General features: G+C 52.0%; 21 protein-coding genes and 3 pseudogenes. 4 read left to right on the plus strand and 20 right to left on the minus strand.

Annotation, left to right across the window (positions count from 1 at the left end; genetic code table 11):
* Positions 1-23 precede the first annotated feature (23 nt).
* From O71_RS13655 to O71_RS13665, 3 genes are all read right to left on the minus strand, one after another.
* Positions 24-1,169: an efflux RND transporter periplasmic adaptor subunit gene (locus O71_RS13655; protein ID WP_007657742.1), complete on the minus strand. Its 1,146-nt coding sequence runs from the start codon at positions 1,167-1,169 to the stop codon at positions 24-26.
* 18 nt (positions 1,170-1,187) lie between these two features.
* A complete protein-coding gene (locus tag O71_RS13660; RefSeq protein ID WP_007657749.1) occupies positions 1,188-2,522 on the minus strand; it encodes a TolC family protein in 1,335 nt (444 codons plus the stop codon).
* Positions 2,523-2,686: 164 nt separating this feature from the next.
* Entirely contained in the window at positions 2,687-3,262 is a 576-nt protein-coding gene (locus O71_RS13665; RefSeq protein ID WP_007657760.1) for a TetR/AcrR family transcriptional regulator, read from the minus strand.
* Positions 3,263-3,458: 196 nt separating this feature from the next.
* Here O71_RS13665 and O71_RS13670 point away from each other — a divergent pair, with 196 nt between their 5' ends.
* The gene (locus O71_RS13670; RefSeq protein ID WP_007657768.1) at positions 3,459-3,926 is read left to right on the plus strand and encodes a DoxX family protein; all 468 of its coding nucleotides are present in this window, start codon (positions 3,459-3,461) and stop codon (positions 3,924-3,926) included.
* 11 nt (positions 3,927-3,937) lie between these two features.
* Here O71_RS13670 and O71_RS13675 read toward each other — a convergent pair whose 3' ends face one another.
* The 3 genes from O71_RS13675 to O71_RS26545 all read right to left on the minus strand — a co-directional run bounded on the left by O71_RS13675 (position 3,938) and on the right by O71_RS26545 (position 5,142).
* Positions 3,938-4,357, minus strand: a complete 420-nt coding sequence (locus O71_RS13675; RefSeq protein WP_007657770.1) for a hypothetical protein — start codon at positions 4,355-4,357, stop codon at positions 3,938-3,940.
* A 222-nt stretch (positions 4,358-4,579) separates the two neighbouring features.
* On the minus strand, positions 4,580-4,810 hold the full coding sequence (locus O71_RS26540; RefSeq protein ID WP_007657771.1) for a uracil-DNA glycosylase family protein: 231 nt from the start codon (positions 4,808-4,810) through the stop codon (positions 4,580-4,582).
* A 20-nt stretch (positions 4,811-4,830) separates the two neighbouring features.
* Entirely contained in the window at positions 4,831-5,142 is a 312-nt protein-coding gene (locus O71_RS26545) for a mismatch-specific DNA-glycosylase (protein ID WP_007657773.1), read from the minus strand.
* Between the two features lie 209 nt (positions 5,143-5,351).
* Between O71_RS26545 and O71_RS13685 the strand changes: the two genes are divergently transcribed.
* The 3 genes and pseudogenes from O71_RS13685 to purL all read left to right on the plus strand — a co-directional run bounded on the left by O71_RS13685 (position 5,352) and on the right by purL (position 10,505).
* On the plus strand, positions 5,352-5,699 hold the full coding sequence (locus tag O71_RS13685) for a PadR family transcriptional regulator (protein WP_007657775.1): 348 nt from the start codon (positions 5,352-5,354) through the stop codon (positions 5,697-5,699).
* Entirely contained in the window at positions 5,696-6,361 is a 666-nt protein-coding gene (locus tag O71_RS21835; RefSeq protein WP_007657780.1) for a hypothetical protein, read from the plus strand. The genes O71_RS13685 and O71_RS21835 overlap by 4 nt, the downstream gene beginning before the upstream one ends.
* 462 nt (positions 6,362-6,823) lie before the next feature.
* A pseudogene (gene purL / locus O71_RS13695) lies at positions 6,824-10,505 on the plus strand (phosphoribosylformylglycinamidine synthase).
* A gap of 94 nt (positions 10,506-10,599) precedes the next feature.
* On the opposite strand, the gene O71_RS13700 reads toward purL, so the two are convergent.
* The 14 genes and pseudogenes from O71_RS13700 to O71_RS13760 all read right to left on the minus strand — a co-directional run bounded on the left by O71_RS13700 (position 10,600) and on the right by O71_RS13760 (position 26,104).
* Positions 10,600-11,277, minus strand: coding sequence for a LytTR family DNA-binding domain-containing protein (locus tag O71_RS13700; protein WP_040574288.1), 678 nt, complete (start codon positions 11,275-11,277; stop codon positions 10,600-10,602).
* A 37-nt stretch (positions 11,278-11,314) separates the two neighbouring features.
* Complete coding sequence (locus O71_RS13705) at positions 11,315-12,832, minus strand: sensor histidine kinase (RefSeq protein ID WP_007657782.1); 1,518 nt, start codon at positions 12,830-12,832, stop codon at positions 11,315-11,317.
* A 75-nt stretch (positions 12,833-12,907) separates the two neighbouring features.
* Positions 12,908-16,033: a M1 family aminopeptidase gene (locus O71_RS13710; protein WP_051017768.1), complete on the minus strand. Its 3,126-nt coding sequence runs from the start codon at positions 16,031-16,033 to the stop codon at positions 12,908-12,910.
* An 11-nt stretch (positions 16,034-16,044) separates the two neighbouring features.
* Positions 16,045-16,554 carry an ABC transporter permease gene (locus tag O71_RS21840; RefSeq protein WP_051017769.1) on the minus strand — a complete coding sequence of 170 codons (510 nt, stop codon included), beginning with the start codon at positions 16,552-16,554 and terminating at the stop codon, positions 16,045-16,047.
* Positions 16,551-17,461 (minus strand): annotated as a pseudogene (locus tag O71_RS13715) (ABC transporter ATP-binding protein). Before O71_RS13715 ends, O71_RS21840 begins: the two are co-directional and overlap by 4 nt.
* A gap of 334 nt (positions 17,462-17,795) precedes the next feature.
* Positions 17,796-18,413: an HAD family phosphatase gene (locus O71_RS13720; RefSeq protein WP_007657783.1), complete on the minus strand. Its 618-nt coding sequence runs from the start codon at positions 18,411-18,413 to the stop codon at positions 17,796-17,798.
* 37 nt (positions 18,414-18,450) lie between these two features.
* Positions 18,451-19,401, minus strand: a complete 951-nt coding sequence (locus O71_RS13725) for a phosphatase PAP2 family protein (RefSeq protein ID WP_007657784.1) — start codon at positions 19,399-19,401, stop codon at positions 18,451-18,453.
* Between the two features lies 1 nt (position 19,402).
* The gene (locus tag O71_RS13730; RefSeq protein ID WP_007657785.1) at positions 19,403-20,023 is read right to left on the minus strand and encodes a sterol desaturase family protein; all 621 of its coding nucleotides are present in this window, start codon (positions 20,021-20,023) and stop codon (positions 19,403-19,405) included.
* 7 nt (positions 20,024-20,030) lie between these two features.
* Positions 20,031-20,591, minus strand: a complete 561-nt coding sequence (locus tag O71_RS13735; RefSeq protein WP_007657786.1) for a DUF4833 domain-containing protein — start codon at positions 20,589-20,591, stop codon at positions 20,031-20,033.
* A gap of 16 nt (positions 20,592-20,607) precedes the next feature.
* Entirely contained in the window at positions 20,608-21,327 is a 720-nt protein-coding gene (locus tag O71_RS13740) for a CDP-alcohol phosphatidyltransferase family protein (RefSeq protein WP_007657787.1), read from the minus strand.
* A complete protein-coding gene (locus tag O71_RS13745) occupies positions 21,324-23,792 on the minus strand; it encodes a DUF5686 family protein (protein ID WP_202800233.1) in 2,469 nt (822 codons plus the stop codon). The genes O71_RS13740 and O71_RS13745 overlap by 4 nt, the downstream gene beginning before the upstream one ends.
* A gap of 141 nt (positions 23,793-23,933) precedes the next feature.
* Positions 23,934-24,305 (minus strand): GtrA family protein, encoded by a 372-nt coding sequence (locus tag O71_RS13750; RefSeq protein ID WP_007657789.1) that lies wholly within the window; start codon positions 24,303-24,305, stop codon positions 23,934-23,936.
* Positions 24,306-24,767, minus strand: coding sequence for a phosphatidylglycerophosphatase A (locus O71_RS13755; RefSeq protein ID WP_007657790.1), 462 nt, complete (start codon positions 24,765-24,767; stop codon positions 24,306-24,308).
* Between the two features lie 9 nt (positions 24,768-24,776).
* A pseudogene (locus O71_RS13760) lies at positions 24,777-26,104 on the minus strand (inositol-3-phosphate synthase).
* Positions 26,105-26,308 lie beyond the last annotated feature (204 nt).

The raw sequence follows: 26,308 nt of genomic DNA on the forward strand, positions 1-26,308 counted from the left end.
TCTTCTGAAAGACCTATCTCCAATTATCTTGCAGCACCTGCCTGTGGCTGTCCCTGCTCAGGTCCGCCTAACTGTACCTTGGCTCCCTGGCGCAGACGCTGTATACCTTCGGTCACGATCTGCTGCCCCTGCTGCAGGCCTTCGCGCACCACAATGTTGCCGTTCACGCGGGTGCCCAGCTGCACATTCTGCTGTACCACAGAGTCGCCCTGCACCACATACACGTAGTACTCACCCAACTGCTCTGTCACCGCCTTGAACGGAATCACAATCTGGTCGCCCAGGTCCTGGTTCAGCACGTCCAGGCTCACGGTCATACCTGGTATCAGCCTTTCATCCGGATTCGGGAACTGCACACGTACGGTGGTAGTACCTGACTGTCGGCCAATGGCTCTGTCGATGGCGACCAGCTTGCCATTGTGCTCGTACTGCTCGCCATTGTTAAAACGAATCGTGAAAAGCGAATCCGGCTGGTTGCCTTGACGCAGGTTGCTGAAGCGACCAAGCTCGGCTTCGTTGATCACGAAATCAACCGCGATCGGATCAGAAGACGACACCGTGTTCAGTAATGGCTGACCCGGTGATACCTGCGCTCCTACCCTAACCTGCGAAATACCAATCACGCCGCTGAACGGAGCCGTGATGGTCGAATAACTCAGATCGGTGCCTGCACTGCTCACCTGCGCCTGCGCCGCTGAAACCTGTGCGCGGGCTGTCTGCACCTCAGTGCGGGCGTAGTCTACCTGTTGCCTGGCGATGGCATCGCGTTCGGCCAGGCGTTCGTAGCGCTCCAGGTCCTTCTCTGCGCGGGCCAGGTTGGCTTTGGCGCTCTGAAGACTGGCCTGCGCCTGCTGTATACCTGCCTGGTATTTATTCTGGTCTATTTCGTAGAGTTTCTGCCCCTTTTTGACACGCTGCCCGTCCTGCACAAAAATGTTGGTGATGTAACCTGATACCTGCGGACGCAGCTCTACTTCCTGCAGCGGCACCACCCTGGCCGGGTAAGTATCGCGGCCGGTTACGCTTTGCTGCTTTACCTGAATCGTGTTCACCGGAACGGCCATGGCTGCAGGATTCATTTGCTGCTGTCCGGCATCGTCACCGCCGCAAGACACAAGCATAGTCGGGCTGATGATGGCTGCGAACAGCCAGGTGTATTTATTTTTCATTATCCTGTTTCTCTGATTTTATCGGTTGATGTCTATGTTTCCAAGGGCACGCTGCAGGTCCAGTTTGCTGGAGAGCACGCTGTAAAGAGCATTGTAGTAATTCAGCTGGGTAGTGCGCAGCTCAGTCTCGGCCACGATCAGGTCCACATAGGCTTTCACGCCCTCGTCGTACTGCAGCTTGATGATCTCGTACACTTCTTCGGCCATCTCCAGGTTCGACTGCACTGTCCGCCATTCCGTGTAATCACCTTTGTAATTCGCCAGCGCCGTCTGGTACTCCGTGTTAATGGCCCGTCGAGCGTCTTCGATCTGCACATCCAGGCGGTCTTCCTGCAACTGTGCGATCTTGAGGTTCTGCAGTCTTCTGGTACCCTGGAAAATCGGCAGCGCTACCTGCAGGCCAACCGATGAGTTAGGGAAGTGCTGGTCGTAGAGGTTGGCGAACTCGTTGTTGAAGTACAGGAGGTTGTAGTTGGCAAAAGCCGAAACGGTTGGCAGGAAGCTCCAGCGATTAAAAGCTGTGTTCAGCTTCAGGAGTTCGCGCTGTGTCTGCAACTGCTGCAGTTCCACCCGTTTGTCGAAGGCGATGATCTCAGTCGTGTCTACCTGTACTTCCTGCTCCATGCGGGCATACTGGTAGGTGAGGTTCAGCTGCTGTTCCACCGGGTAGCCCATCAGCTGTTTCAGGTAGGCTACGCTGGCCTTGATGTTCTCCTGCACCCGCTTGCGGTCTGACCGGATGTTGGCCAGTGTAATGGCGGCGCGCTGGTAGTCCGTCTTATCCACCAGTCCCACTTCGTAACGGCTGCGGGCGTCGTTGAACTGCTTTTCCTGGCGGGAGATGTTCTGGTCCAGGATGCGCAGCTGCTCCTGCGTGAGCAGCACATTGTAAAATGCCTTGCTCACCTCTACCACCGTGTTAATGCGGGTATCCGTTACCTGCTGATCCAGCAACAGCTTTCTGGAACGAGACGCCCTGGAGGCGAGGAGCAGGTTATTGTCAAAAATGTTCTGGGTAGCCTGCAGCGCCAGGTTGGAGTTATACTTCTGTCCGAAGGTGATGATCTCCCCTCCGATTGGCTGCTGGGGCCTTTTGATGTTGTAGGTGCTCCCGAAGTTGGCATTGATCTGCGGAAACCAGCCCGAAAGACTGGCTCTGATCTCCCGCTCACCGATCTGCTCGTCGATCAGTGCCTGCTCCATCGCCGCCCGGTTTTCCAGCGCATACCCCACGCATTGCTCCAGGGTCAGGCTATCCGTCGCGGCTGTACCAGTGTTGTCCTGCGCCATCAGGGAGCCCGGAACCAGCAGGCAGGCAATCAGCAGTTGTTTAAAATAAGTAGTTAATTTCATGTATAATTTTGGTGTTCAGCATTTTGATTGAGTATTAAACGTGCAGGTGCAGGAACTGATGGTGATGCAACTGCTTTAGTTTTTTCTTTCTTATTTCATTTCGGGGCTTATTGTTATTGTTTAAACATCAGTGTAACGATAATTTTATTTGCTAAAGTTGGCAGCTAACGGTCAAAGGCTATACCGTCCCAAATAAGCTGCAGTATCTGTTCGAGTTCTTTTCTATCCAGATGGAGTCGGCCGCTGCCTGTCAGTTTGGCCATGGAAAGCACACTGCTGTGGGTGAGCGTAGCCAATATCTTAGGACTTACCTCTTTCAGCAATCCTTCCTGTATGCCACGCTCAAAAAAGGCAAAAAGCAAGGTATAAAACTTGTCTTCTTCAAGCGGTGGCCTTGCTGTGCTGTAAGGAGAGTTGACAAACTGCTCGAAGAACCGGAGCAGGTTCTGATTGTTCTGGTAAAAGGTATAGAGTCCACCCCAGAGGTTGAAAAAGCAATCTTTGAAAGGTATAGCGGCACAGGTTTCCTGCTCCACAACTTCAATAACCTGCTGCTGTGCGTAGTCGAACAGTTCGGTGATGAGCTGCTCTTTACTCTCGAAGTAATGGTAAATGGTACCCGCTGCCACACCGGCGTGCTTGGCGACCATACTCATCGGCGTCCCATGAAAGCCTTTATCGCGGACCAGCTCCATCGTGCTGATGAATATGGCTTTCTTCTTGTCTGCAATCGGCTCCATTCAAATCCCCTTTTAATCCCAATTGAATGTTCATTCGGTCTGCAAAGCTACGTTTGTAGCTACAATTGTGAAAGCTGTTCCGCCAAAAAACTGAATTTTCTGGTCAAACGACTTCAAAAGCATGGCAAATAAACGGGATTGTGGCTGTGAACGTAAATATAGATATAGCGCTTTTTTCACGTAAAAACCTACTGCCATGGCACTTGCACATGAACTTCACCGCACCCCTCGCATCAACAGCGCCAACAACCCTGTCTGGATGGACGCCCTGAGAATTCTCCTCGGACTATTCCTGTTTATCAAAGGCCTGCTCTTCCTGGAGCATACCACCGACGTATTCTACATCTTCAGCTCCAGCCAGGATGTTCTCTCTGCTGGCAAGGCCCATTTCCTCACCAGCATGGTACACATAGTAGGCGGTTTGATGATCGCATTTGGCATGCTTACGCGACTGGCTCTGCTCTGCCAGATTCCGATCCTGATAGGTGCTTTGCTTATCGTGAATCCCCAGCAAGGAGGCATTAGTCTGGGTAACGCCGAACTGGTTTTGTCTCTGACTGTCACAGCGTTGCTCCTCTTCTTCATGGTGAAAGGCCCGGGCCGCTACTCCATCGACAATAAGGTACTGCGGCAGAGGCAGCCAGGGGAAGAACAAGCAGACTAGCCTGAGTTCTGCTACTCAGTACTGAATAGCCACTCCAGGGCGTCGTCTTTGAACATGAAGTCACGGGACTCGCAGGGAAGCGGGGTTTGGGAGGCGATCTGGTAGATGGTTTCAATGGACAGCTGCTGAAAAATATCGGTGCCCATCACATTGGCGACCCGCTTTAACTTACTGTGCTGCAGTATCTCCGCCGAATGTATAGCGATCCAATTCTGGTCCTGCAGGGAAGGTGGCTGCATTTTGGTATAGTCGGCCAGGATCAGCTCTATTTCGTTGGCGACGATAAACTCACAGGCAAAGATCATGGCTTCGCGCAGCGGATCTGAAGGTATACTCCCCCGCCACTGGTTCCAAAGCATTTTATTTTCGGGGCTGTGCCGTATGGTCACGAAATCCTGCTCCAGCGCCTTTTCAAAGTTTTGTAGATTCATGTTCCATGCCAGCTGAGTTTGATTTTGCCTTTGACTTAATGGTATATGTTTTAACGAAAATAGTTTCAAGTAATAATACAAATATTTATACAGCTTGGTTACATAAGGGCATGGGAAAGTAAAGACCAGGTGGCAAGCTGTCTTTACTTAAATAGCTGGTTATACCTTGGGTCCACTGATAAATCCTGCCTTTGCAAGGTATAGCCGAAAGAGCAGGCTTGTCTATTCCAGCATATCGACAAAAATCCGAAGCTCCTGGTATACCCTGGCCAGCTTCTGTGGCGGGAAATGCGCATTCAGACCGCTGGGATTAGGCAACAGCCACAGCCTGGTGTTTCCGATGGTCTGCTCCTGTATACCTATACCTGCATTTGCCTTTCCGAACGCTACGCGGTAGGCGGAGATCCCCAGTAAGGCCAGCACCTGTGGCTGGTACGCCAGCACTTTCTCCACCAGCCTGCCCCCTCCTTCTTTCAGTTCTGCGGCCGAGAGCTCAGCGGCGCTGGCAGTGGCCTGTCTACGATGTTGGTGATCCCAAAACCAAGGTCCAGCAGTCCCCTTTCTTCCTCGGGCAGGTATAGCCGGGGCGTGAAACCCGCCGCATGCAGGGTCGGCCAGAAGCGGTTGCCCGGCCGGGCGAAGTTATGCCCGACCACAGCCGTGTAAAGCCCCGGGTTAATGCCGCAGAAAAGGACTTTGAGGTTGGGCGCGATGATATCAGGCAGCGTTCTGCCGTTAGCCGCCGCCAGCTCTTCTTTGGTGGGTCTTCGTTTTTGAGGTTGCATACCAGTTCTTTACTAATACCAGTTGCTTACAGTTATAATTTGGTTGGCAGTGTAATCAATAAAAGGTGAAGAAGCATCAGCTTAACGATCTAGGTTTTTTGATTTAGTAAAAAGGAATTCTGGCCTTATAGCAATTACCAGATCCAGAATTTTTTGCAAAAAAATAATACATAACTTTCTTATGCAAAACATTCTTATATATTTGCAGTATGAAAAACAGTTCACTCTATAAAGGCAGTCTCTCGACCATCATCCTAAAGCTGTTGGAGGAGAACGACAGGATGTATGGGTACGAAATCACCCAGAAGGTGAAAGAGCTGACAGCCGGAGAACTCAATATTACAGAAGGCGCCCTATACCCTTCGCTTCACAAACTTGAGGCCGAAGGGCTGCTGCAGGCAGAGATGGTACATATTGGTAACCGGATGCGGAAGTACTATAAGTTGACTGAGGCAGGCAAAAAAGAAACAGCGGACAAGCTGGCCGAACTGAAAGGCTTTATAGAGCAAATGCAGTTGATCATGAATACGAACTTAGCTAATCCCTCAAAAGCATGAAAAAGGAACTGACAGCCACAGACATCGAAAAACTGTATGCCTTTCTGCAGAAGAAGTTTGTAGACACCTATGACATTCAGACAGAACTGGTAGACCACCTGGCTTCTGACATTGAGAAGCAATGGGAGGAAAACCCCGACCTGACGCTCGACGAGGCAATTCAAAAGGTATATAAAAGCTTCGGTATTTTCGGTTTTATGGATGTGTATGAAAAGCGAATAGCGGCTATCCAGAAAGAGAACATGTTGCTGTGGCTACGGACATTCTTAGCTTATTTTAAATTGCCTCACCTGCTGCTTTCCCTAGCACTGTTCGTTGGTTTTCAGCTGGCACTCACCTCACTCGATCCAGGTATGGTGAAACTGGTGAGCCTGGGAGGACTCACGGCTGCCATTCTGTATTTTGCAGTAAAGGAGTTTGTTTTCCTGAAAAAGAAATTACACAAAAAGCTGTCAATCATGCAGTATACCTATGGGTTTACGCCGCTGCTGTACTTCCCGATGTACCTCAACTACATGGTACTGGAAAAGCTGATCCCCGAAGCCATCTGGCCATATGCCTTACACATCACCATCTCTTTCATCCTGACCATTGCCTACATCGACACGATAGATAAAATCAAGCAGAGAGCCCAGAAGTTATACCCTGCTGCCTTTGCATAAGCTATACCTCATTCAACAAGCAGGCTTGTAAGCCAGGCGTTATGATTAAAACCTACCAACGCGACGAAGTGAAATGCTTCGCCGCGTTTTCTTTTATGCCTCCTATAACTGAGACTAATCCTAAATAATGCTATTACCCATCTTCCGTGCTGTTGCAACCTTACTTAAACTTCAGCCAGCGCAGGCACGACCTTTTTTAACCACAAAACTTTATACCCCACTCTCCCCTACTCTTCTCAAAAAATTATCCTTAATTTGGCCGAAAATTGGCTTACAGGGCAATTCACATCTAAATGAGCGGTATTCAGAGGGATCTTCTCTCCACATCATTTTCTCGGTTAGTGCATACCTCCTACCAGCACTGGCCATACAATTGCAATAGAATTGCCGCTAATCTTGGCCCTTTCCTGCCCAATTATCTAAATTTGAACCGTATCTTTGCGTATAGAAAAATAACTAAGCATGCTTCACTTCTTTTTTAGTCAGCCCGATACAGTTTACGCCGTGCAATCCGAGCGGGAACTAAGCGCTACAGACATTCAAAAACTGGAATGGTTATTCGGCAACGCCACTCTAAAGCAGGAAACTGTGCTGAGTGGCTTTTTTGTTGGCCCCCGTGCAGCCATGATCACGCCCTGGAGTACCAATGCAGTAGAGATCACCCAGAACATGGGCATCGAGGGAATTATCCGGATCGAAGAGTTTAAAACAGTAGCGGAAGATTTCTCGGATTTCGACCCGATGCTTTCCCAAAGGTATAAGGGCCTGGATCAGGAGATCTACACGATTGACATACAGCCGGAGCTGTGCAGCCTATAGAGGATATCGCTGCCTATAACAAGCAGGAAGGACTGTCGCTGAGCGAAGAGGAAGTGGATTACTTAAACAAGCTTTCCGAAAGGCTGGGCAGACCACTGACTGATTCCGAAGTGTTTGGCTTCTCGCAGGTGAACTCCGAGCACTGCCGTCACAAGATCTTCAATGGCAAGTTTGTGATCGATGGCGAAGAGAAAGAAAGCTCCCTGTTCAAGCTGATCCGCAAAACATCCGAAAAGAACCCGAACGATATTGTTTCGGCTTACAAAGATAACGTAGCCTTTATTAAAGGGCCGGTGGTGCAGCAGTTCGCCCCGAAACGTGCCGACGTGCCGGATTTCTACCAGGTAAGCGATTTTGAATCGGTTATCTCGATCAAAGCAGAAACACACAACTTCCCGACTACAGTAGAGCCATTCAACGGTGCCGCTACCGGTTCAGGTGGCGAGATACGCGACCGTCTGGCTGGTGGTCAGGGCGCCTTGCCGCTGGCAGGTACAGCCGTTTACATGACAGCCTTGTCGCGCCTTGAAAAAGACCGTCCGTGGGAGCAAGCCACGCAGGAACGCCAGTGGCTATACCAGACACCAATGGATATCCTGATCAAGGCCTCTAACGGTGCGACGGACTTTGGTAACAAATTCGGTCAGCCGTTGATTACGGGTTCTGTTCTGACCTTCGAGCACGACGAGATAGCAGATGCAATCGAAGCTCCTCGTAAACTGGGTTACGATAAAGTGATCATGCTGGCAGGTGGCGTTGGCTACGGCAAAGCAAGCCAGGCGCAGAAAGGTCACCCGAAAGCAGGCGACAAGATTGTGATCCTGGGCGGTGAAAACTACCGCATCGGCATGGGCGGCGCTGCCGTTTCCTCTGCCGACACCGGTGAGCACGGCACAGGCATAGAACTGAACGCCATCCAGCGCTCTAACCCGGAAATGCAGAAACGTGCTGCCAATGCCATCCGTGGTATGGTGGAAAGCGAGCACAACCCGATCGTTTCGATCCACGACCACGGTGCCGGCGGCCACCTGAACTGCCTCTCTGAACTGGTGGAAGAAACTGGTGGTAAAATAGATTTAGATAAACTGCCGGTTGGAGACCCTACCCTTTCAGCTAAAGAGATCATCGGCAACGAGTCGCAGGAGCGTATGGGCCTCGTGATTGGTGAGCAGGATATTGAGACGCTTCAGAAAATAGCAGAGCGTGAACGTGCTCCGATGTATACCGTAGGCGACGTGACAGGTGATCACCGCTTTACTTTTGAGTCAGCTTCTACCGGCCAGAAACCAATGGACCTGGAGCTGAGCGACATGTTCGGCAGTTCGCCGAAAGTGGTAATGAACGACCAGACCGTTGCCCGTGAATACCAGCCCGTAACCTACGACAAAGACCAGCTCTATACCTACCTGGAGCAGGTGTTGCAGTTAGAGGCAGTAGCCTGCAAAGACTGGCTTACCAATAAAGTTGACCGCTGCGTAGGCGGACGTGTCGCGAAGCAGCAGTGCACTGGTCCGCTACAGTTGCCACTGAACAACTGCGGCGTGATGGCGCTGGATTTCCAGGGCAAAGAAGGCATAGCCACCTCCATCGGTCACTCCCCTATCTCGGCTCTGATCGATCCGGCAGCTGGTAGCCGCAATGCCATTGCCGAGTCGCTGTCTAACATCGTGTGGGCGCCGCTGAAGGACGGTCTGCAGAGCGTTTCGCTTTCTGCCAACTGGATGTGGGCTTCGAAAAACGAAGGAGAAGACGCCCGTCTGTACAAAGCCGTGGAAGCCTGCTCTGAATTCGCGATTGCCTCGGCATCAACATTCCGACCGGTAAGGACTCGCTTTCAATGAAGCAGAAGTACAAGGACGAGGACGTAATTGCGCCAGGTACGGTGATCATCTCCGCCGCAGGAAATTGCAGCAACGTGCGCCAGGTGGTAGAGCCGGTGTTGCAGCGTGACGGCGGCAACATCTACTACATCAACCTGTCCAATGATGCCTTCAAGCTCGGCGGTTCTTCTTTCGCGCAGATCGTCAACAAGATTGGCAACGAAGCACCAGACATTACGGATGCGGAGCTGTTCGGCAAAGCCTTCAACACGCTGCAGCAGCTGATCAAAGATGGCAAGATTGCCGCAGGTCATGACATCGGCAGCGGCGGTCTGATCACCACCCTGCTGGAGATGTGCTTTGCAGATAATAACCTGGGTGCTTCCATTGATCTGACCTCGCTTGGCGAAGCCGATAGCATCAAAGTGCTGTTTGCTGAGAATATCGGCCTGGTATTCCAGGCTTCGGCAGACGTTGAGGAAACTCTGAATGCCAGTAATGTACCGTTCCATAAAATAGGAACAAGCACTTCAAGCGCAACATTGGAACTGAAGAACGGTGCAGATGCCTATACCTTCGACATCGCCCAGCTGCGTGATACGTGGTTCAAGACCTCATACCTGCTTGATATCAAGCAAAGTGGCCCGCATAGCGCCAGAGAACGTTTCGAGAACTACAAAAAGCACGAACTGACTTATACCTTCCCGGCAGGATTTGACGGCAAAAAACCGGTTATCGATAGCTCGAAGCCAAGAATCAAGGCAGCCATCATCCGTGAGAAGGGAAGTAACTCGGAGCGTGAAATGGCCAATGCCATGTACCTGGCCGGCTTCGACGTGAAGGACGTGCACATGACCGACCTGATCTCCGGTAGAGAAACCCTGGAGGATATCCGTTTCATCGGGGCTGTGGGCGGTTTCTCTAACTCCGACGTGCTGGGATCGGCCAAAGGATGGGCCGGTGCTTTCATGTACAACGAGAAAGCGAAGAATGCCATCGAGAACTTCTTTAAGCGCGAAGACACCTTATCTGTAGGTATATGTAACGGCTGTCAGCTGTTTGTAGAGCTTGGCTTCATCACGATGGGGCACGATCAGAAGGCCAGAATGCTGCATAACGTGAGTCAGAAGCACGAGAGTATCTTCACTTCCCTCACCATCCAGGAAAACAAATCGGTGATGCTTTCGAGCCTGGCTGGTAGCACGCTGGGGGTTTGGGTATCGCATGGCGAAGGGCGCTTCAGCTTACCGCATACCGAGGACAAGTACCAGATCGTGTCGAAGTATGCGTACGAAACCTACCCGGCCTGTCCGAACGGCTCCGACTACAACACCGCCATGATCTGCGATGAAACAGGTCGCCACCTGGTGATGATGCCTCACATCGAACGTTCGCTCCTGCAGTGGCAGTGGGCGCACTACCCGAAAGGTCGTCACGATGAAGTGTCGCCTTGGATGGAAGCCTTCGTGAATGCCAGAAAGTGGCTCGAAGCGAACGGCAACTAGTCAATAGCTATAACCTGATAAAAGGAAAGGCGCTCTGGAATTAACCGGAGCGCCTTTTTCATGTTCCTGCGATTAGATCACGCAAATTGAGCCATCAGATGCTGTGCAACTGCTGCATATAGGAAGCCCCAACCGGCACTTCATTTCCTTTGATGCATACCTGGTGGCGCTCGATTTTATCGATCTGCTTTTTGGAAACGATATAAGAGCGGTGCACCCGCACAAAACTATCGGCAGGCAGCTGCTCACTCAACTCCTGTATGGTCATGCGCGAAAGCAGCTTCTTTCCGTCCGCCAGCACAAAAGTCACGTAATTGCCGGCCGCCTCCAGGTATAGGATCTCGTCGTAGTGTACTTTTACCTGCTCGTAACCGGTTTTGAGAAACAGGTAATCTTTCACAGGGGCCGTCGTGCTGCGCAGTTGCAGGAGTTCCTGTGCCTTGTTGCAGGCCTTGATAAAACGGGGCAGCGAGAAAGGCTTCAGCAGGTAGTCCACCGCATCCAGTTCAAAACTGGTGACGGCGTGCTCAGAGTAAGCCGTCGTAAAGATCACCATCGGCTTTTTCTGGAGGCTCGTCACAAACTCCAGTCCGGAGATATCCGGCATTTTGATGTCCAGGAACAGCAAGTCGATCGGTTCGTTTTGCAGAAACTCGAGCGCCTGAAAGGCATCTGTAAAACAACCAACCAGTTCCAGATAAGGCACTTTGGCAGCGTGTGCCCGTACCACTTCCAGCGCCATTGGTTCATCGTCTATTGCTATTGCTTTCATGCTTGTTGCTCTATACCTGTTCTGAAATCAACTATACTTACAATTGGAGGGTAAGGTGCACAAAAAACTCTTCCGGCGTGTCGCGGATAATCAGTTCATGTCTCTCCGAATACAAAAGCTCGAGGCGCTGCTTCACATTCTTCAGCCCAATACCTGATTTGTCTTTTTCCGGATCCTGCTCCGACTTCTTTTGCTTGCTGTTGTATACGTCAAAGTAAAGCTTATCCTTATCCGTATGCAAGGTGATTCTGATCCAGGATTTGTGTTTCAGGCTGATACCGTGCTTAAAGGCATTTTCGATAAAAGGAATCAACAACATCGGTGCGATGTACTTTTCGCCCAGCACCTCCTCTATCTTCGTCTCGATGGAGATGTTGGGTGAACTGGAGGTACGCAGCAGCTGCAGGTCAATGTAGTTGCGCATGTACTCGATCTCGCGGGAGAGCAGGATTTTTTGCTGATGATTCTCGTGCAGCATAAAACGCATCATGTCGCCCAGCATCTGTATACCTTGCGCGGTACGCTCGCTGTTCTCCTGCAAGGCGGTGCCGTACAGCGTGTTCAGGGCATTGAATAAGAAGTGCGGGTTGATCTGCGACCTAAGGAAGTCCAGGTTAGCACTCGTCGTCCCCAGTTCTTTCTTCAGCACAAACACCTCCTCTTTCCCCTTCATCTGGCGTTTGAACAAAAACCAGACAAAAGGCGCCGTTACGAACAGTTGGAACAAAGAGTTGAAAAAGCTCAGTCCGAAAGCATGGTCTTCGTCATGCATGAACATTAGGATCAGAAAGGCAACAGGCAAATAGGCCAGTACAACTACTAATAGCGACACGAAAAGGTATTTCCTGAAAGGGCGTGTCGACTTGAGCGCATTCGGGATGATATAATAGTAAGCCCCACAATAAAGCAGCAAGGCACACAGTGAAACGACTGCCAGCGTCAGGGTGACTTCAAACTCTATATTAAACACCATCAGTAAAAACACACTGATCATCCAAAAGATAAAGGCTGTCAGCGTATCGCGGTTGATGATCCGGTACCTGGCTGAGATCGCCGTAGCATTGGCAATCAGGTAAAGCCCGGCGTACTTGATGAAGGTATAGATGCCGACCAACAGCAATAGGAACAAAGCATGGCGGAAGCTGTCCTGAAAAATAAGGCCGTAGTACTGCTCACTACCATCATCCCAGGTCAACAGGTAGCTCTTGGTATAGGTGTCAAGCACGCCCGCCGCGAAGGAGTAGGCCAGGTATAGCCCGAGCAGCAGCAGGGAGTAAAGCGGCACATGCTCCTTTTGCATCAGCTTGGGTATGATCCTGAAGTTGAGGAACAGAAATCCCAGGTACAGCAAGGTATAGCGGATCAGCTGTGGCCAGAAATAATGCTTGTAGAAGTGATACTCGATCCCTGCCCTTTCAAAAAACCACTGGTTAGGTTCGTATGAAGTAGAGAGCGAAAAGATCGAAAAAACAAAAATTGCAGTAGCAACCCAGAACTCTATTTTAGCCGTCTGGAGTGGCTTTGCGATGTGGTTGTCCAGTGTCATATCATTCATAGAACAATGATAAATTAAAGCGTTGAGTATAAACAAAAAATGTGATGAATGCGGCTGATTTTGTGACGGATGTTGCTAAAACATGGTATCCAGCATGAAATTGATCAGTTGCGTCGACTGCCGTACATAGAGGGCATGTTTGGGAGCAGCGGGTTTCTGAATCGTCACCTTTCGGACATTGTCCATCATATCCAGGTCGATCAGCAGGTTGCGCGGATCTATACCTGCCTGGGCGGGTTTGGCGGGCACGGTAAGCTGGATCTGCTGTTCCGCTGTATGCAACCGGTGCTTCTCCAGGTATAGCAACTCTCCCAGCTGACCTTCCTGCCCTGCTGCATACACCCCTACCTCTACCAGATCATGTACAGGTATAGCCGTTTCCCTGCCTAAGGTATCCACCACCGACTTCTGCGCCCGTACATCGAGTGTCACTTGCCATTGTCCGTCTGCTGTCGGAACAGCTACGGCCTGCTTTGCTTCCATATTCCAGTAAGTGTTTTGCTCGAACAGGTCGACCAACAGGTACTGCAAGGAATCCGGGGTGACTGCCTGCAGTTCGCGGTACAGATGCAGGGAAGTAGGCAAGGGGGGCTCTCCTGAACCGAACTTTTGCAGCAACTTGCGCAAGGCCCGGTTCACCTGCTCTTCTCCCAGGTACTCTTTTAAGGTATACATGGCAAAAGGTCCTTTTCTGTAACTCAGGAAAGGATCATTGGCCTGCAGCAGCGGCACATCGGCCTTGGAGCGGGGTGTGAGGTAGGACTGGCGCATCACCCACAGGAGTCTCTCCAGATGCCCGGCACCATAAGAGGCTTCGACCACCCCCAGGGCGCTATACCAGGCGAGACTCTCAGTAAGCAGTGCCGCTCCTTCCATGTCAGCCGGTACCAACTGATGCGCCCACCATTGGTGCGCTATTTCATGTGCCCCTACCGCAAAAACAAGGTCGATATCTCGCCAATCTTCGGCAGGGTTCAACATCGAAAATTTTTCTGTCAGGGCAATAGTGCCCGGGTAGGCAGATGCGCCGCTTCCCGCCCCGGGATACTCCACCAGCCGGAGTTGACGGTGCGGGTAGGGTCCAAAGTGCCGGGTATAGTATTCCAGCGACGCTTCCGCACTTTTGAGCAGCCGATCTACCTGATGGGCATGCGCCGGATGGTAAAGCACCTGGATCAGCACGTCCTGCCACTGGGTTTCGCGCAGGTCATACGCAGCAGAGTAAAACGTATAGAGGTTGCGTATGGGCGCGTCAGCCACATAGTAAAAGTAGCGTCTCCCCTTCTCAGTCCAGGTATACTGCAGGCTGCCGCTTGTGACAGCTGTCTGATCTACAGAAGTGCCGACCACCGCCTCAAAACGGATGCGTGCCTGATCTGCGTTCTGACGCTGTCCTTCTCCTTCCTGTAGTGGCTGAATAGCCGGCTTTGAAGGAAGCTGATGCGCCTGCCGGTCACGTGCAAGGCTCAATTCCCGGTTTGCCTGATAGCCAATGGCAGGCAGCCAGGCATGGTTCAGAAAATAGCTACCATTCGCTGTCACGGCATGGTCTGTCCCTTTCCCGGCAAAGCCTTTGGGCTTGTACTGCAGATCAAAGCTCAGCTCCAGCGAGTCGCCGGGTTGCATAGCCTCTTCGAGGATGAAAATGGAATGATGATGCGGCCGATCTTCGAGCACAGTTTTGGCTGCCCGACTCAACTCTAAATACCTGGTATCTACCCCAAAGGCTGTGGCTATGTGGATGCTGTCAATGGCTACCTGGCCTCTGTTATGAAGCGTATAAACCCCGCTCACCCACGCTTCCCCCAGATCCGGGTATAACTCTACGTGCAGGCTGGTGGCTGTAAGCGATGGCTGAGGTATGTCCTTATACTTTCCGTAGAGTTGCTCGTAAGTGGCACGCCGCTTAATCAGTTCATTTTTTGAAAGTTGCTCACTCAGCACATCTGTCTGGTAAAACACAAATGCACCAAGCGAAAAAACCGCCAGCAAGCCGCATGCGGCTACCAGTATCATTTGTTTTGACGGGTGCAGCACCGCAAGGCGCATTCGCTGCCCTATACCTGTTTCCCGGCCTCTCACCCAAAACCTGAAAGTAAGCAACGCAAGCAGCCCAGCCCAGGCGGCCCAGTATAGCTTAAACCAAAACCAGGGTGCCAACTGCGACCCGAAACCACGCATCTCGGAGTAAGACCAGCCTAGGTCTGCACCGTAAACCCACAGCCTGTTGTCCACACCCATTTCTGAGGCGAATACTCCGAAGAGAAAGACGACAAACGTGATGATGTGCGCCAGGTATTTATGATTCACCAGCACATGCACGGCCATTGCCAGCACCGCCAACAACAGATAGTCAACCAATTGCAAACCGAATAGTATTCGCAGGTATAGGCCGATCTCCAGCGCCTCATACCCCTGCGACAGTTGCGTGGCTATACCTGCCAGCAGAAATACAATTGGCAGCGTAAGCAGCATCAGTACCAGACTACTCAGCTTGCTCAGCAGCAAAACCCAGATGGGCACAGGGGCAGCATCTGCTATATCACTGATGCGGGCATCCCGCTCACGCCAGACGAGCTGACCGGCGTATACGACCATGACTGCCACTATGATCAAGCGTAACATGAACAGGTTATAAATGGCTGTAATGCGGGCAGTCATAGGAAGGGTCGGCACTCCGAGCGACCCCTCCAGCCACTCCGGCAATAGCACTAAAAGTAATCCTGCTATACCTGACAAAGCAATCCAGCCCCAGCTTGTCATGTTCTCGCGGTAGGTCTGTAAAGCGATGGCAGCCATCTGATGCAGTCTGGAGCTCAGTCCGAACTCTTTCTGAACTTTTGGAACGGCAATGGGAACTGCAGCTACAATAGGCGCCTCTACGGATTTGCGCTTCATGATCCGGCGCCACCAACCTGAGCTGGCGTGGTGTGCAAATCGAAAGCGACCGAAGGCGATGGCCATGAAGCCGAATGCAATCAGCAGCCAGAGTACCCGGTTCCAGAGCAGCCAGCTGTCCAGCGGCACCAGTTGTGTATTGATGTGGAGGGGTGTCTGTGTTTTCCGGAACTCGCTCACGATCGTAAAGCCGGAAAAGTCCAGCTGCCTGGCCAACTGCCAGAGCCCCAGGTGGTCTGCCAGCATCTCCTTGCTCACCAGCGACACCATAAACAGCAGTCCCCCTCCCAGAAAGCTCAGCATGGCATGGCGACTCAGCAGGCCAGCGAAAACAAAATGACCGTAGACACAAAGGCAGCGGGAAGTGCTATCACCAGAAAGGAGCTCAGGTAGGGTGAAAACTGGAAAGGACCGAAAAGTGCCCTGTCTATACCTGGCACCACCAACGCCAGCATCAGGCCCAGCGGCAGCGCCAGCAAAACGAGAGCGATCACAGCAAAAGCACCCATCAGTTTACCACCCAGGTAGGCAAACTTACTGACAGGCGTAGTATACAGCAATGGATCTATTCTGGACCGCAAGTCGTGTGTCGCAGCTTCGCCGGCCACGGCTGCTATCACCAGCAGTGCCAGCAAACTGGCAATGGCTGAAATAGCCGCGATCACAACCGGGGCATTCAGGAAATAATCTCCGCTGTACACATTGTCGGTAAAACTCAGCACCATCGCAAAGGTCAGCAGCAGGTAAATGCCGAAGTAAATCCAGGTGGAAATGCGGCGCAGCAGGTAGCGCAGCTCAAACCGGAACATCGCCCAGAACATCATAGCACCACCTCCTTTCCGGCTTGCAGTAGTCGTTTGCCGCTAAGCCCGGCCATGGTACTGAAATAAACATCCTCCAGCGTTGCTTCTACAGGCTCAAACCCTATGCCTGGTAAACTACTGCTGCAGACACGCACCACAAACTTCCCAGCCTGCAACCTGGTGGAGATCACAACATGCGCACGTTCTATTTCCGGGAACTCCTCTTTCCGGATCACCTTGCGCCATACCTGCCCCTGCATGGCGTTTGTTGCCTGCAACGGCTCTGCTTCCATGAGTATTTCCCCCTTGTTGATGATGGCCATGTGCGTGCACAGTTCAGATACATCATCACAATGTGCGTTGAAAGAATCACGATGCTGTTCTCGCCCAGCTCGCAGAGGAGGTTCAGAAACCTTACCCGCTCCGAAGGGTCCAGGCCGGCGGTAGGTTCATCCACTATCAGCAGTTTCGGATTGCCGAGCAAGGCGACTGCCACACCAAAGCGCTGCCGCATACCACCTGAGTAGCCACCCAGCTTCTGTTTGCGCACTTCCCAGAGGTTGGTTTGCCGCAGCAGTTGCTGCACCAGATCGCTGCGGTCGGCACGACTCGTGATTCCTTTCAGGATGGCAAAATGAGAGAGCAGTTGCTCGGCCGTCACGTTGCGGTACACGCCAAACTCCTGCGGCAGGTAACCCAGCGTTTCGCGCACTTTGGCTTTCTGACGCACCACATCAATGTCTCCGAGCAAGATCTGTCCCTCGTCCGGCTCCTGCAGGGTGGCCAGTATGCGCATCAATGTGGATTTTCCGGCGCCATTCGGTCCCAGCAATCCGTACATACCTGCGGGAATTGTCAGACTGGCGTTGTGCAGGGCCTGCACCCCATTCGGATAAGTTTTGGAGATGTTTCGGATCGTTAATTCCATCGTTTCTTTTGTCTAGTCTTGTTCCTGTTGCACCCGCCCAGCTGATTACCAGGCCTTTAACAGGAGTAAGATTAGAAAACAGCAAACAGGACTTCAACTAAAAGTGATGAAACTCCGAAAAGATGTGATAAACTGAAGGTTGTTATGATTTTGCCCTCCAGAGGAGGAGCTATTATGGCCTGCCCTTACATTTCAATAACTTTCTTTACCCTTTCCGGAGGCATAAAAAAACCGCTCAGGCCATGCGGGAGCGGTTTTACTTTCATCTTAAAAAATTACTCTATACTTGATTTTACTCAAGGCCTAAGTATAAGGCCTGTTCCCTATACCTGATCTACCCTGATCCACTGCATACCAGCAGCCTCAGCAGCCTGCACGCCGGGCACCCGTCCTCAAACACCAGACAATGTTCGGGTGCTACGCTCAGCCTTTCTGCCGCCAGCAAAAACGGATCTGGAAAAGGCTTTCCCTTCCCTGTGTCACCGGCACATACCAGCACTTCCACCAAATGTTCGATCTGCAGCACCTCCAGCGTCTTCTGAATCATCTTCCTGGAGCCACCTGATACCACGCCGATCCTCACCTTACCGGCATGGGCTACCAGGTGGTCTACCACAAACTGCACGGGCTTTGTCTCGGAGATGAACTCGTGGTAGAACAGCTCTGATTTTGATCTTTCAAATGCCTCCGGATCGAAGCTGCTCCCGTATCGCTTGTTGATCTCAACGACCACAGCAGGTATAGGCAGTCCGGCAAACTCGTCTACAATGGCCGGATCGATTGTGATGCCCTGACCGGCAGCCACCTTTACGTAAGTATCTTTGTGTGCCTGCATGTTATCCGCCAGCGTGCCGTCGCAGTCGTACAGAAAGGCCTGGTAGTCGCCAGCTGTCAGCTTGAGCAGCTGCTCATAGAGCCGCTTGTTTTGTATGGCGAAGTTATCTTCTGTCATGTTGTGTAGATTGATTTTTGCCTGGTTGCAGGCTTTGTTAGCGGATGGCGGCTACAAACTGCCCGATGGCTCTGCTCACAGCACCTTCTCTGGCCACCAGCCAGTTGAACAAGAGGATGCCAAAGGAAGCGCATACTATACCTGCCAGTACATCCAGCACGTAGTGGTGCGAGGTATAGACCGCCGCAAACCAGATACCCACCGTGATAATGGTAAAGAAAACTTTGGCCACCACTCCCAGCCTGTTCTTCAAGGCATAATAGAGCACGATAAGCGGATAAGCGGAATGAAGCGAAGGCATGGCTGCAAACACATTGGAGCCCTTGGCATAGAGCGAATGGAAAACGGTGATACCAAAAAACTCATCGAAGCGCACCAGGCCTGCCGTGTTGCCGGGTGTTTTGGCGATGAACTCAAAACCATGCAGCTGCACGTACCAGGGCGGCGCAGCCGGGTATAGGTAGTAGACCACAAATCCCAGCAGGTTGACGAGCAGAAACGTGAGCGAAAAGTACACAAACTGCTGCCGGTTCCAGAAAAACAGAAAGCCGGCAAAAGCCAGCGGCACCGGTATCCAGCTGAGGTAGAAGATACCGCTCATCACATCCAGAAAGGCGTTGCTGTGCTGCTGCCAGAATTCATTGGGGCTCAGTATACCTTCGCCATTCCGGATGCCGAACACTGCTTTCTCGGTATTGTACAGGTCCTCGATGTGCACGGCGTTGAACCAGTAGTTCGGGAAGGCTTTCATGTAATCGTAGAGCACCCAGAACACGATAAAGATAGAGAAGCCGGTGATGAACTTACGGGTGATGGGCGTTGCAAAGTAGAGGGCGTTTGCCAGCCCCACCAGCACCAGCTGATCAGACTTGAACCCCACCAGCAGGTACGAGAGCAGCAGATAACCGATCGAAAGGGCGGCTACAACAAGGGCATTCTTCCGTGTTACTTTCGCCTTCCCCTCTGTTGCCGTAGTTGTTAAACTCATTTTATTTTTTGTCAAAATCAGAACCGAAAATCTTGTCCCAGAGAGAAGAGCTCACGCCGTAGCCTTTTGTAGCATCGGAGTAGTGATGCAGCATGTGGTGCTTTTTCAGCTTCTTCCAGAACTCACCTTTAAAGTTGAAGTGGTGCAGGGCATAATGGGAAATATCATAAAAGAGATAGCCCAACAGAAAGGCTGCAAAAAAAGCATACAGCTCCCCTCCCGACAGCAGCAATGCAAATAGAAAATACAGCGCCGTAGCCATGGGGATGCTGGCTGATGGTGGCATCACCAGCCGCCTGGCATCGTTCGGGTAGTCGTGGTGCACACCGTGGAAAATAAAGTGCAGGCGCAGGGCCCACTTTGCCTTCGGCACATAATGAAACACGAAGCGGTGCAGCACATACTCGGTTAGCGTCCAGACAAACAGGCCAAGTGCGGCATGGCCTATGAAGAAAAGCACCGACAGTTGCTCCACATGTAGCGCCAGCCAGCTCAGGAAGAGGATGACCGGCACGTATATGTAAAGCGGCACCGTCCAGTGCACTTTGGACAGCGCTTCCATCCAGTCATACCTGAACATCCTGACAGACTCCTGCGAGTTAGACACGAAATTCTTTTTCATCTGTAAACTAAGGTTTAAAACGTCCTGTTACTGCCTTCCCGGTAGCGGCATCGCGGCCGCTCAGCTCCACATACAGCACATTGGGCACCCAAAATGTACCGCCTTCGATCCGCACAAACACGCGGTCCAGTATAGCCTCTTTCCTGTTTATCGTGGTATAGACACGGTACTTGCCATCGGCCGTCTTGCGTAGGTATAGCGCCAGTTTGCCATAACTCACGAACTTGATCTCATAGTGGTCTTTGCCCAGTTTTTTGGTGTTCAGACCGTAGGCAAATTTGCGCTGAATGTAATTCAGCTCCTTCTGCTCTCCCCCATCCGCATACCGGATCCAGAACGGGTGAATCGGCTCCGCTTCGTTCAGCGCTCCCTGCGTCGTCCGGTTCAGTTCGTACACCACCGTGTTGGCATTCGGATCGCGCTGCACATAAAACAGCAGCTCTTTGATGCCCTTCGGCACCGGCAGTGTGTCGGCTTTTGCTTCGGCTATACCTGCCGGACTGTTGCCGCTGGCACTGCCTGTACCTGTGTAAAGCAGCAGGAGTGCCAGGTAAAAGATTTTTCTCACGTTGTTAAGCTTCTCCTTAGCGGGTTGCCATCTCTTTCTGCTCCATGGCTTTTTTGGAGTCCATCAGCCTGTTATAAGCTGTAATGTTCGTCATCACCGCCATCACGGTGATAGGCAGTGTGAACACCGACATCGTCTCAAAAATATGGAATGGAATGCCCGGCACATATACCTTGTAATCTGCACCCACAAAATAGTAGGTAATACCACAGGCGATAGCCGATACCCCGATCAGCACGACCCGCTCCGGGCGCTGCATCAGGCCACCCTTGCACTCCACGCCCAGCCCCTCGGCGCGGGCCCGGGTATAGCTCACCATCATCGAGCCAATCAGGGCGATGAAGGCAAAGAGTGAACTGAGTAGATAGTGGTGCGAAATCAGGTAATAGCAGATACCCATGAACATGATCATTTCGCTGTAGCGGTCGAGCACCGAGTCGTACATGGCCCCGAAAGTGGACTTCATATTGCCCAGCCTGGCCACCTGCCCGTCGAGCATGTCGAACACGCCGGCAAACAGCACCAGCGCTCCGGCCCAGCCCACGTATCCGAGCTCACCCCGGTTGCTAATTTCCCCGCCCCAGATAAAGATGGCTGCTACCCCTATGTTCAGGATAAGCCCGGTGGTGGTAACAGCGTTGGGTGTGAAGCCCAGCCTGATCAGGAGTCGCACAAAAGGGTTGATCACCGTGTAGATTCCCTGCTGCAACGCGTCGCGCACTGATTTCATGTTCATACTTCTATATTGTAAGTATTAAAAATCAAACTTAAACCTGCCCTTATACCTATATCGGACACATTTGGATGATCCAGGTAGGTCAGACGCTTCACTACGTCAATTCTGAAGAAGTTAAAAATGTTACCTATACCTACGCTCGCCTCCATATAAGGCTTGCTTTCTAGCGTATACGTGAGTGGCAAACCATTGGCATCTGTCGGGAAGCGCAGCAGATCCGGGTTTTCGTGCGGCATGTTCTCTTCGCGCACTTTGCCATACAGCGCCTTGAAAGTGACAAACTCCCGCAGCTTTGTTTTCTTGATCAACGGGAGCTTGTTAAAGATAAAGCCGTTGAAGCCGTGGTCGATGTGCACGCTGGCATACTGGTCGCTCACAAACTCCAGGAAGTTCATCAGGTTGTATGACTGCAGTTGGTATGAGTAACTCTGGTTGGCACGGTGAATCGACAGCAGCGGGAACGGCACCTGCCCGAAAATGTAGCCGCCTTCCGTTACCACATCCGAATAGCCCAGCTGTGACAGGTAGAAGCGCTTGCTCACATTCAGGGCTACCTTCTGATATTCAAACTGTCCCCCGAAGGTACCTTTTATACCAGCAGCTGCGCGCAACGTGAACACCGGATGGCGGTTAGCCACCGGTGTGCGGTAGATCTTACCCTGCAAAAACTGCTCGTTCGGAGCCCAGCGCAGTTCAATCGAAGCCTCAGTGGTGGTGAGTTGCTGAAGTGGCAGCGACTCGTCCTCACCGGTGGCATCCCCCACCGGGATGTATTGCAGCGAACCGGCCGGGGCCTGTCTCCAGTTCCGGAAGCCGATGCGGTAGGACATGTGATTTTCGAACTCCCGCAGGTAATCGATGTTGTAGGTTTCGTTGTATAGCCACTTGTCGTTTTCGCCACGCTTAAAAGAAAGCAGGAAATTGTCTTCCTGCACAAACTGCAGTTCCTGACCCGGTATGTTGGTGTCCTTCTGATAACTTACCCGGATAGCCCGCACCGGAAACTCCCAGATGGAGCGGTCTGTGAGCGAGTAGGTGCCGCCAAGGTAGTACTTCCACTGCTCGTCTTTGAAACCGTAAGCAGTGTAAGTCTCCAGCATCACTTTCTTGCTGAAGTTGTTTGTCGTGCGTCCACCAAAGCGCAGCCGGAAGCCCTCCACCGGATTGAAGCTATAGAATGTATTGATCGGGCCTATTTCGATTTTGGACCCGGCCCGCTTATACCCTGCGATCAGGGCGGTGCCCCAGTCCATCGTACGTCTGAAAGACTTCATGTTCACCAGGCTGTCGATGTTGGTATAGGTATTCACCTCCACGGCCGAAAGCGAGTCGTGCCGGCTGGCCTGCCAGAAGTCCTCGCCCAGCACGGAGGTCGGTTGCGTCCGCACCACAGCTTCGCCTTCGTAATGCGATGCAGGCTGCGCTTCATTTACCCTGTAGTCCCTGAAGGAAACCACCCGCTCCCCATAAAAGCCCATGTCGCTGTTCTGCGTCAGGCCGAAGTCGGCTTTAAGGCCGCTTTTGCTCAGGTGGTAACGGCCGTCCGGGTTCTTTTCAAAGTCCAGCTTGATCTTCAGGTCGCGCACCCAGTTGATGCTCACGCCCTTGCTCACCTCCATGTCCACGCTCTGCACGGCGTAGGTGCCGTCAAGCGTCACATACATACTCCCGGTAAACATGAAGGCTGCCGGGTTACGCGGCTCAAATTGCAGCCTAGCCAACTGCTGTCCCTCATCGGTTCTTACCGTGTCTTTGAGGTAGAACTTATAGAACGTAGGCGCCATGTCGGCAATCGGACTCAGAAACTGGTTGGTCAGGATGGTAATGTTATTGTCGTAGATGTCTACGTCCTGGTACATGTGCTGCATGTAGGCCATGATGCCCTGGTTGTCGACAAACTCGCCAAAGTCTACTTTCTTCTCGGCCTTTACCACGGTCTTGCGCGTCTGCGGAGACTTGCGGTAATACTGCTCCGTCAGCTCCTCCTGTATGAAGAAAGGAAGCACTGCCCTTCCCGCGAGCACGGCAGTGTCGATGTTGTTTGTAATGAAGTCGTATTTGCGCAGCAGGAGATTGCGTTTCAGTTTTTCCGGCGTGTTCACCAGCGACATCTGTGTTTTCTCGTACTGCTCATACTGCACGTAGTCATAGCTTTCCGGCCTGTTCCTGGCTTTGTTGTCCACGATCAGCCTGATCAGGTCAACCGCCGGGTTATTCTTGTTGCTGTATTTGACCTTGCGCTTTTTGCCTACCACCACTACTTCGTTCAGCACTTTGGCATCGGTTTGCAGCTTCACGTGCAGCGTCTGCTCCTGCCCCGGCGTCACGGCCATCGAGGCGGTCTGGTATCCCAGGTATGAGAATTGTATTTTATTGACGATCTGGTTTGTCCGGATCTGGAAGTTCCCTTCGTAGTCGGTGCTGGTACCCGTGCTGGTGCCAGGTATAAAAACAGAAACGCCGATGAGCGCCTCGTTGGTGGCAGCGTCTTTACGGTGCCTTTAATCGTTGTGAGGCCTTGGGCCATCACTGGTGTGGCCTGTACTCCTGCCGCCATAAGCAACATGAAGCAAATCAGCCGGTATAGGTATACGCTATACATATTCCTATCTGAATACATATCGTTTTTGAAAAATGTAATTGTAGAAAAAGCCGACAAGCAGCGAAGTGATTATTTTGGAGTAGAGGTAAGGCAGACCACCATAGTGCGTTATCACGTACACTCCAGATGCGTTCAGCACCAGGCTTCCTTTCCAGATGATCAGATATTTAACTGCCTGCGTTGGCACAGTTTTATGTGCGGCCTGGAACACCCAGTTTCGGCCGAGTGCAAAATGTGTAATGCCCCCTGAAATAGTGCCAATTACGGTGCCTGCCACATACCAAATGCCGAGCAGTTCCACCACCAGCACCGTGACCAGAAAGTCGACAGCGGAAGCTACCAGAGAAGCAGCCTGCGCCTTCAGAAAGGTAAACATTTAGAATAGCTTCAGGTAAAGCAATATTTGTAAAACAATATTTGCGTAAACACCCGCCACTACGTCGTCCAGCATCACGCCCAGTCCTCCCCTCACTTTCTCCAGCTTTCGGATATAAAGCGGCTTCACAATATCGAAGAAGCGAAACAGCACCAGTCCGGCCAGCAGGGTGCTGAGCGACACAGGTATAAACAGCATGGTGATCAGCATGCCCGCCACTTCGTCTATCACTACTTTCTTATCATCTTTGCCCCAGTGCGGCTCCACTTCGTTGGCCGACCAAACGCCCAGCACCGTGAGCAGCAGGGTGATGACAGGAAGCCAGATAACAAGCTGGCTCCCACCTGCCTGCGGCAGCGCATACAGGCACAGGCAGACCGCCACAGCAGCTACTGTACCGCCCCCCTTGCCTATGTAGCCGATGCCCAGGCTGGTGGAAACCAATTTGTGTAATTTCAGCATATATTCAGCTTACAGCGACTCTTCTACCATGTCTTCGTAGTAGTCCAGCCCCAGGTGCGTGATCAGGTCTTCGCCCATGATGTGGCGCAGGGTATTCTGCAGCTTGATGAGTTGCTTGAAGATGTCATGCTCCGGACGCAGGCCTTCCGCTGTCTGCGGCGACTTGTAGTAGAACGACAGCCACTCCTGTATGCCACTCATACCTGAGCGCTGCGCCAGGTCGGTGAACAGGCCAGGTCCAGCACGATAGGTGCAGCCAGAATCGAGTCGCGGCACAGGAAGTTGATCTTGATCTGCATCTTGTAACCCAGCCAGCCAAAGATGTCGATGTTGTCCCAGCTCTCTTTGTTGTCGCCGTGAGGAGGGTAATAGTTGATGCGTACTTTGTGGTACAGGTCGCCGTACAGCTCCGGGTTGTCCTCCGGGTGCAGAATGTCTTCCAGCACGCCTAGCTTCGATACTTCTTTTGTTTTGAAGTTATCCGGATCGTCCAGCACCAGGCCGTCGCGGTTACCCAGGATGTTAGAAGAGAACCAGCCGTTGATACCCAGCGCTCTGGCTTGCAGACCAGGAGCCACGATGGTTTTCATCAGCGTCTGACCTGTTTTGAAGTCTTTGCCGGAGATGGCCACGCCTTTTTCTTTTGCCAGCTCAACAAGCGCCGGAATGTCTACTGTCAGGTTAGGGGCACCGTTTGCATAAGGCACCCCCATTTTAATCGCCGCATAAGCGTAGATCATGCTTGGCGCAATGCGCGGGTCGTTGTTGCGCAGGCCTTCTTCAAAAGCCGCCACAGTCTGGTGCACATCGCTCACTTCGGTGTATACCTCCGTAGAGCCGCACCATACGATTACCAGGCGGTCGCAGCCGTTCTCTTCTTTGAAAGTGCGCATGTCTTCCATCAGCGCTTCGGCCAGCTCATACTTAGTTGCGGCCTCTTTCACGTGCGTGCCGTCCAGGTTTTTGGCATAGGCCTTGTCAAACACCGCTTTCATTGGCTTGATGGCCTCCAGCTCCGGCTTGATCGAGTGCAGCAGCATCGGCTCCAGCACTTTCGCGTTTGCGGCAGCCTCGAATACGTTGTCTTCATACACGTCCCAGCCACCGAAAACGATGTCGTTCAGGTTTGCCAGTGGCACAAAGTCCTTGATCAGCGGGTTGCGGTTATCTGTACGCTTACCCAGGCGGATGTTGCCCATCTGAGAAAGTGAACCTACAGGCTGCGAGAAACCTTTTCTGATCGCCTCTACTCCTGCAATAAATGTGGTGGCAACTGCTCCCAGTCCCGGAAGCAGGATACCCAAGCGCCCTTCGGCTGGTTTTACTTGATATTCCATCTTATTCACTTAAAGTCTAAAACTGTTTTAAATAGATACTTATAGCCAATTGTTTTCTTTATACCATTTCAGTGTGTGTGCCAGCCCTTTCTCCAGGTCGTACTCCGGCACAAAGCCCAGGTCCTGCCGGATCCGGTCGATGCTGCAGTTCCAGTTCTCGGCGGCCAGCTCGTTGAGCTTCTCTTTGTTCAGGGCCGGCATTTT

This window comes from Pontibacter sp. BAB1700, assembly GCF_000277005.1.
GTDB classification, from domain to species: domain Bacteria; phylum Bacteroidota; class Bacteroidia; order Cytophagales; family Hymenobacteraceae; genus Pontibacter; species Pontibacter lucknowensis.

Bases quoted from the DNA above. Each gene is read 5' to 3' on its own strand.
- O71_RS13655 (WP_007657742.1), bottom strand. From the start codon at position 1,169: ATGAAAAATAAATACACCTGGCTGTTCGCAGCCATCATCAGCCCGACT.
- O71_RS13660 (WP_007657749.1), bottom strand. From the start codon at position 2,522: ATGAAATTAACTACTTATTTTAAACAACTGCTGATTGCCTGCCTGCTG.
- O71_RS13665 (WP_007657760.1), bottom strand. From the start codon at position 3,262: ATGGAGCCGATTGCAGACAAGAAGAAAGCCATATTCATCAGCACGATG.
- O71_RS13670 (WP_007657768.1), top strand. From the start codon at position 3,459: ATGGCACTTGCACATGAACTTCACCGCACCCCTCGCATCAACAGCGCC.
- O71_RS13675 (WP_007657770.1), bottom strand. From the start codon at position 4,357: ATGAATCTACAAAACTTTGAAAAGGCGCTGGAGCAGGATTTCGTGACC.
- O71_RS26545 (WP_007657773.1), bottom strand. From the start codon at position 5,142: ATGCAACCTCAAAAACGAAGACCCACCAAAGAAGAGCTGGCGGCGGCT.
- O71_RS13685 (WP_007657775.1), top strand. From the start codon at position 5,352: ATGAAAAACAGTTCACTCTATAAAGGCAGTCTCTCGACCATCATCCTA.
- O71_RS21835 (WP_007657780.1), top strand. From the start codon at position 5,696: ATGAAAAAGGAACTGACAGCCACAGACATCGAAAAACTGTATGCCTTT.
- O71_RS13700 (WP_040574288.1), bottom strand. From the start codon at position 11,277: ATGAAAGCAATAGCAATAGACGATGAACCAATGGCGCTGGAAGTGGTA.
- O71_RS13705 (WP_007657782.1), bottom strand. From the start codon at position 12,832: ATGAATGATATGACACTGGACAACCACATCGCAAAGCCACTCCAGACG.
- O71_RS13710 (WP_051017768.1), bottom strand. From the start codon at position 16,033: ATGCTGAGCTTTCTGGGAGGGGGACTGCTGTTTATGGTGTCGCTGGTG.
- O71_RS21840 (WP_051017769.1), bottom strand. From the start codon at position 16,554: ATGATGTTCTGGGCGATGTTCCGGTTTGAGCTGCGCTACCTGCTGCGC.
- O71_RS13720 (WP_007657783.1), bottom strand. From the start codon at position 18,413: ATGACAGAAGATAACTTCGCCATACAAAACAAGCGGCTCTATGAGCAG.
- O71_RS13725 (WP_007657784.1), bottom strand. From the start codon at position 19,401: ATGAGTTTAACAACTACGGCAACAGAGGGGAAGGCGAAAGTAACACGG.
- O71_RS13730 (WP_007657785.1), bottom strand. From the start codon at position 20,023: ATGAAAAAGAATTTCGTGTCTAACTCGCAGGAGTCTGTCAGGATGTTC.
- O71_RS13740 (WP_007657787.1), bottom strand. From the start codon at position 21,327: ATGAACATGAAATCAGTGCGCGACGCGTTGCAGCAGGGAATCTACACG.
- O71_RS13750 (WP_007657789.1), bottom strand. From the start codon at position 24,305: ATGTTTACCTTTCTGAAGGCGCAGGCTGCTTCTCTGGTAGCTTCCGCT.
- O71_RS13755 (WP_007657790.1), bottom strand. From the start codon at position 24,767: ATGCTGAAATTACACAAATTGGTTTCCACCAGCCTGGGCATCGGCTAC.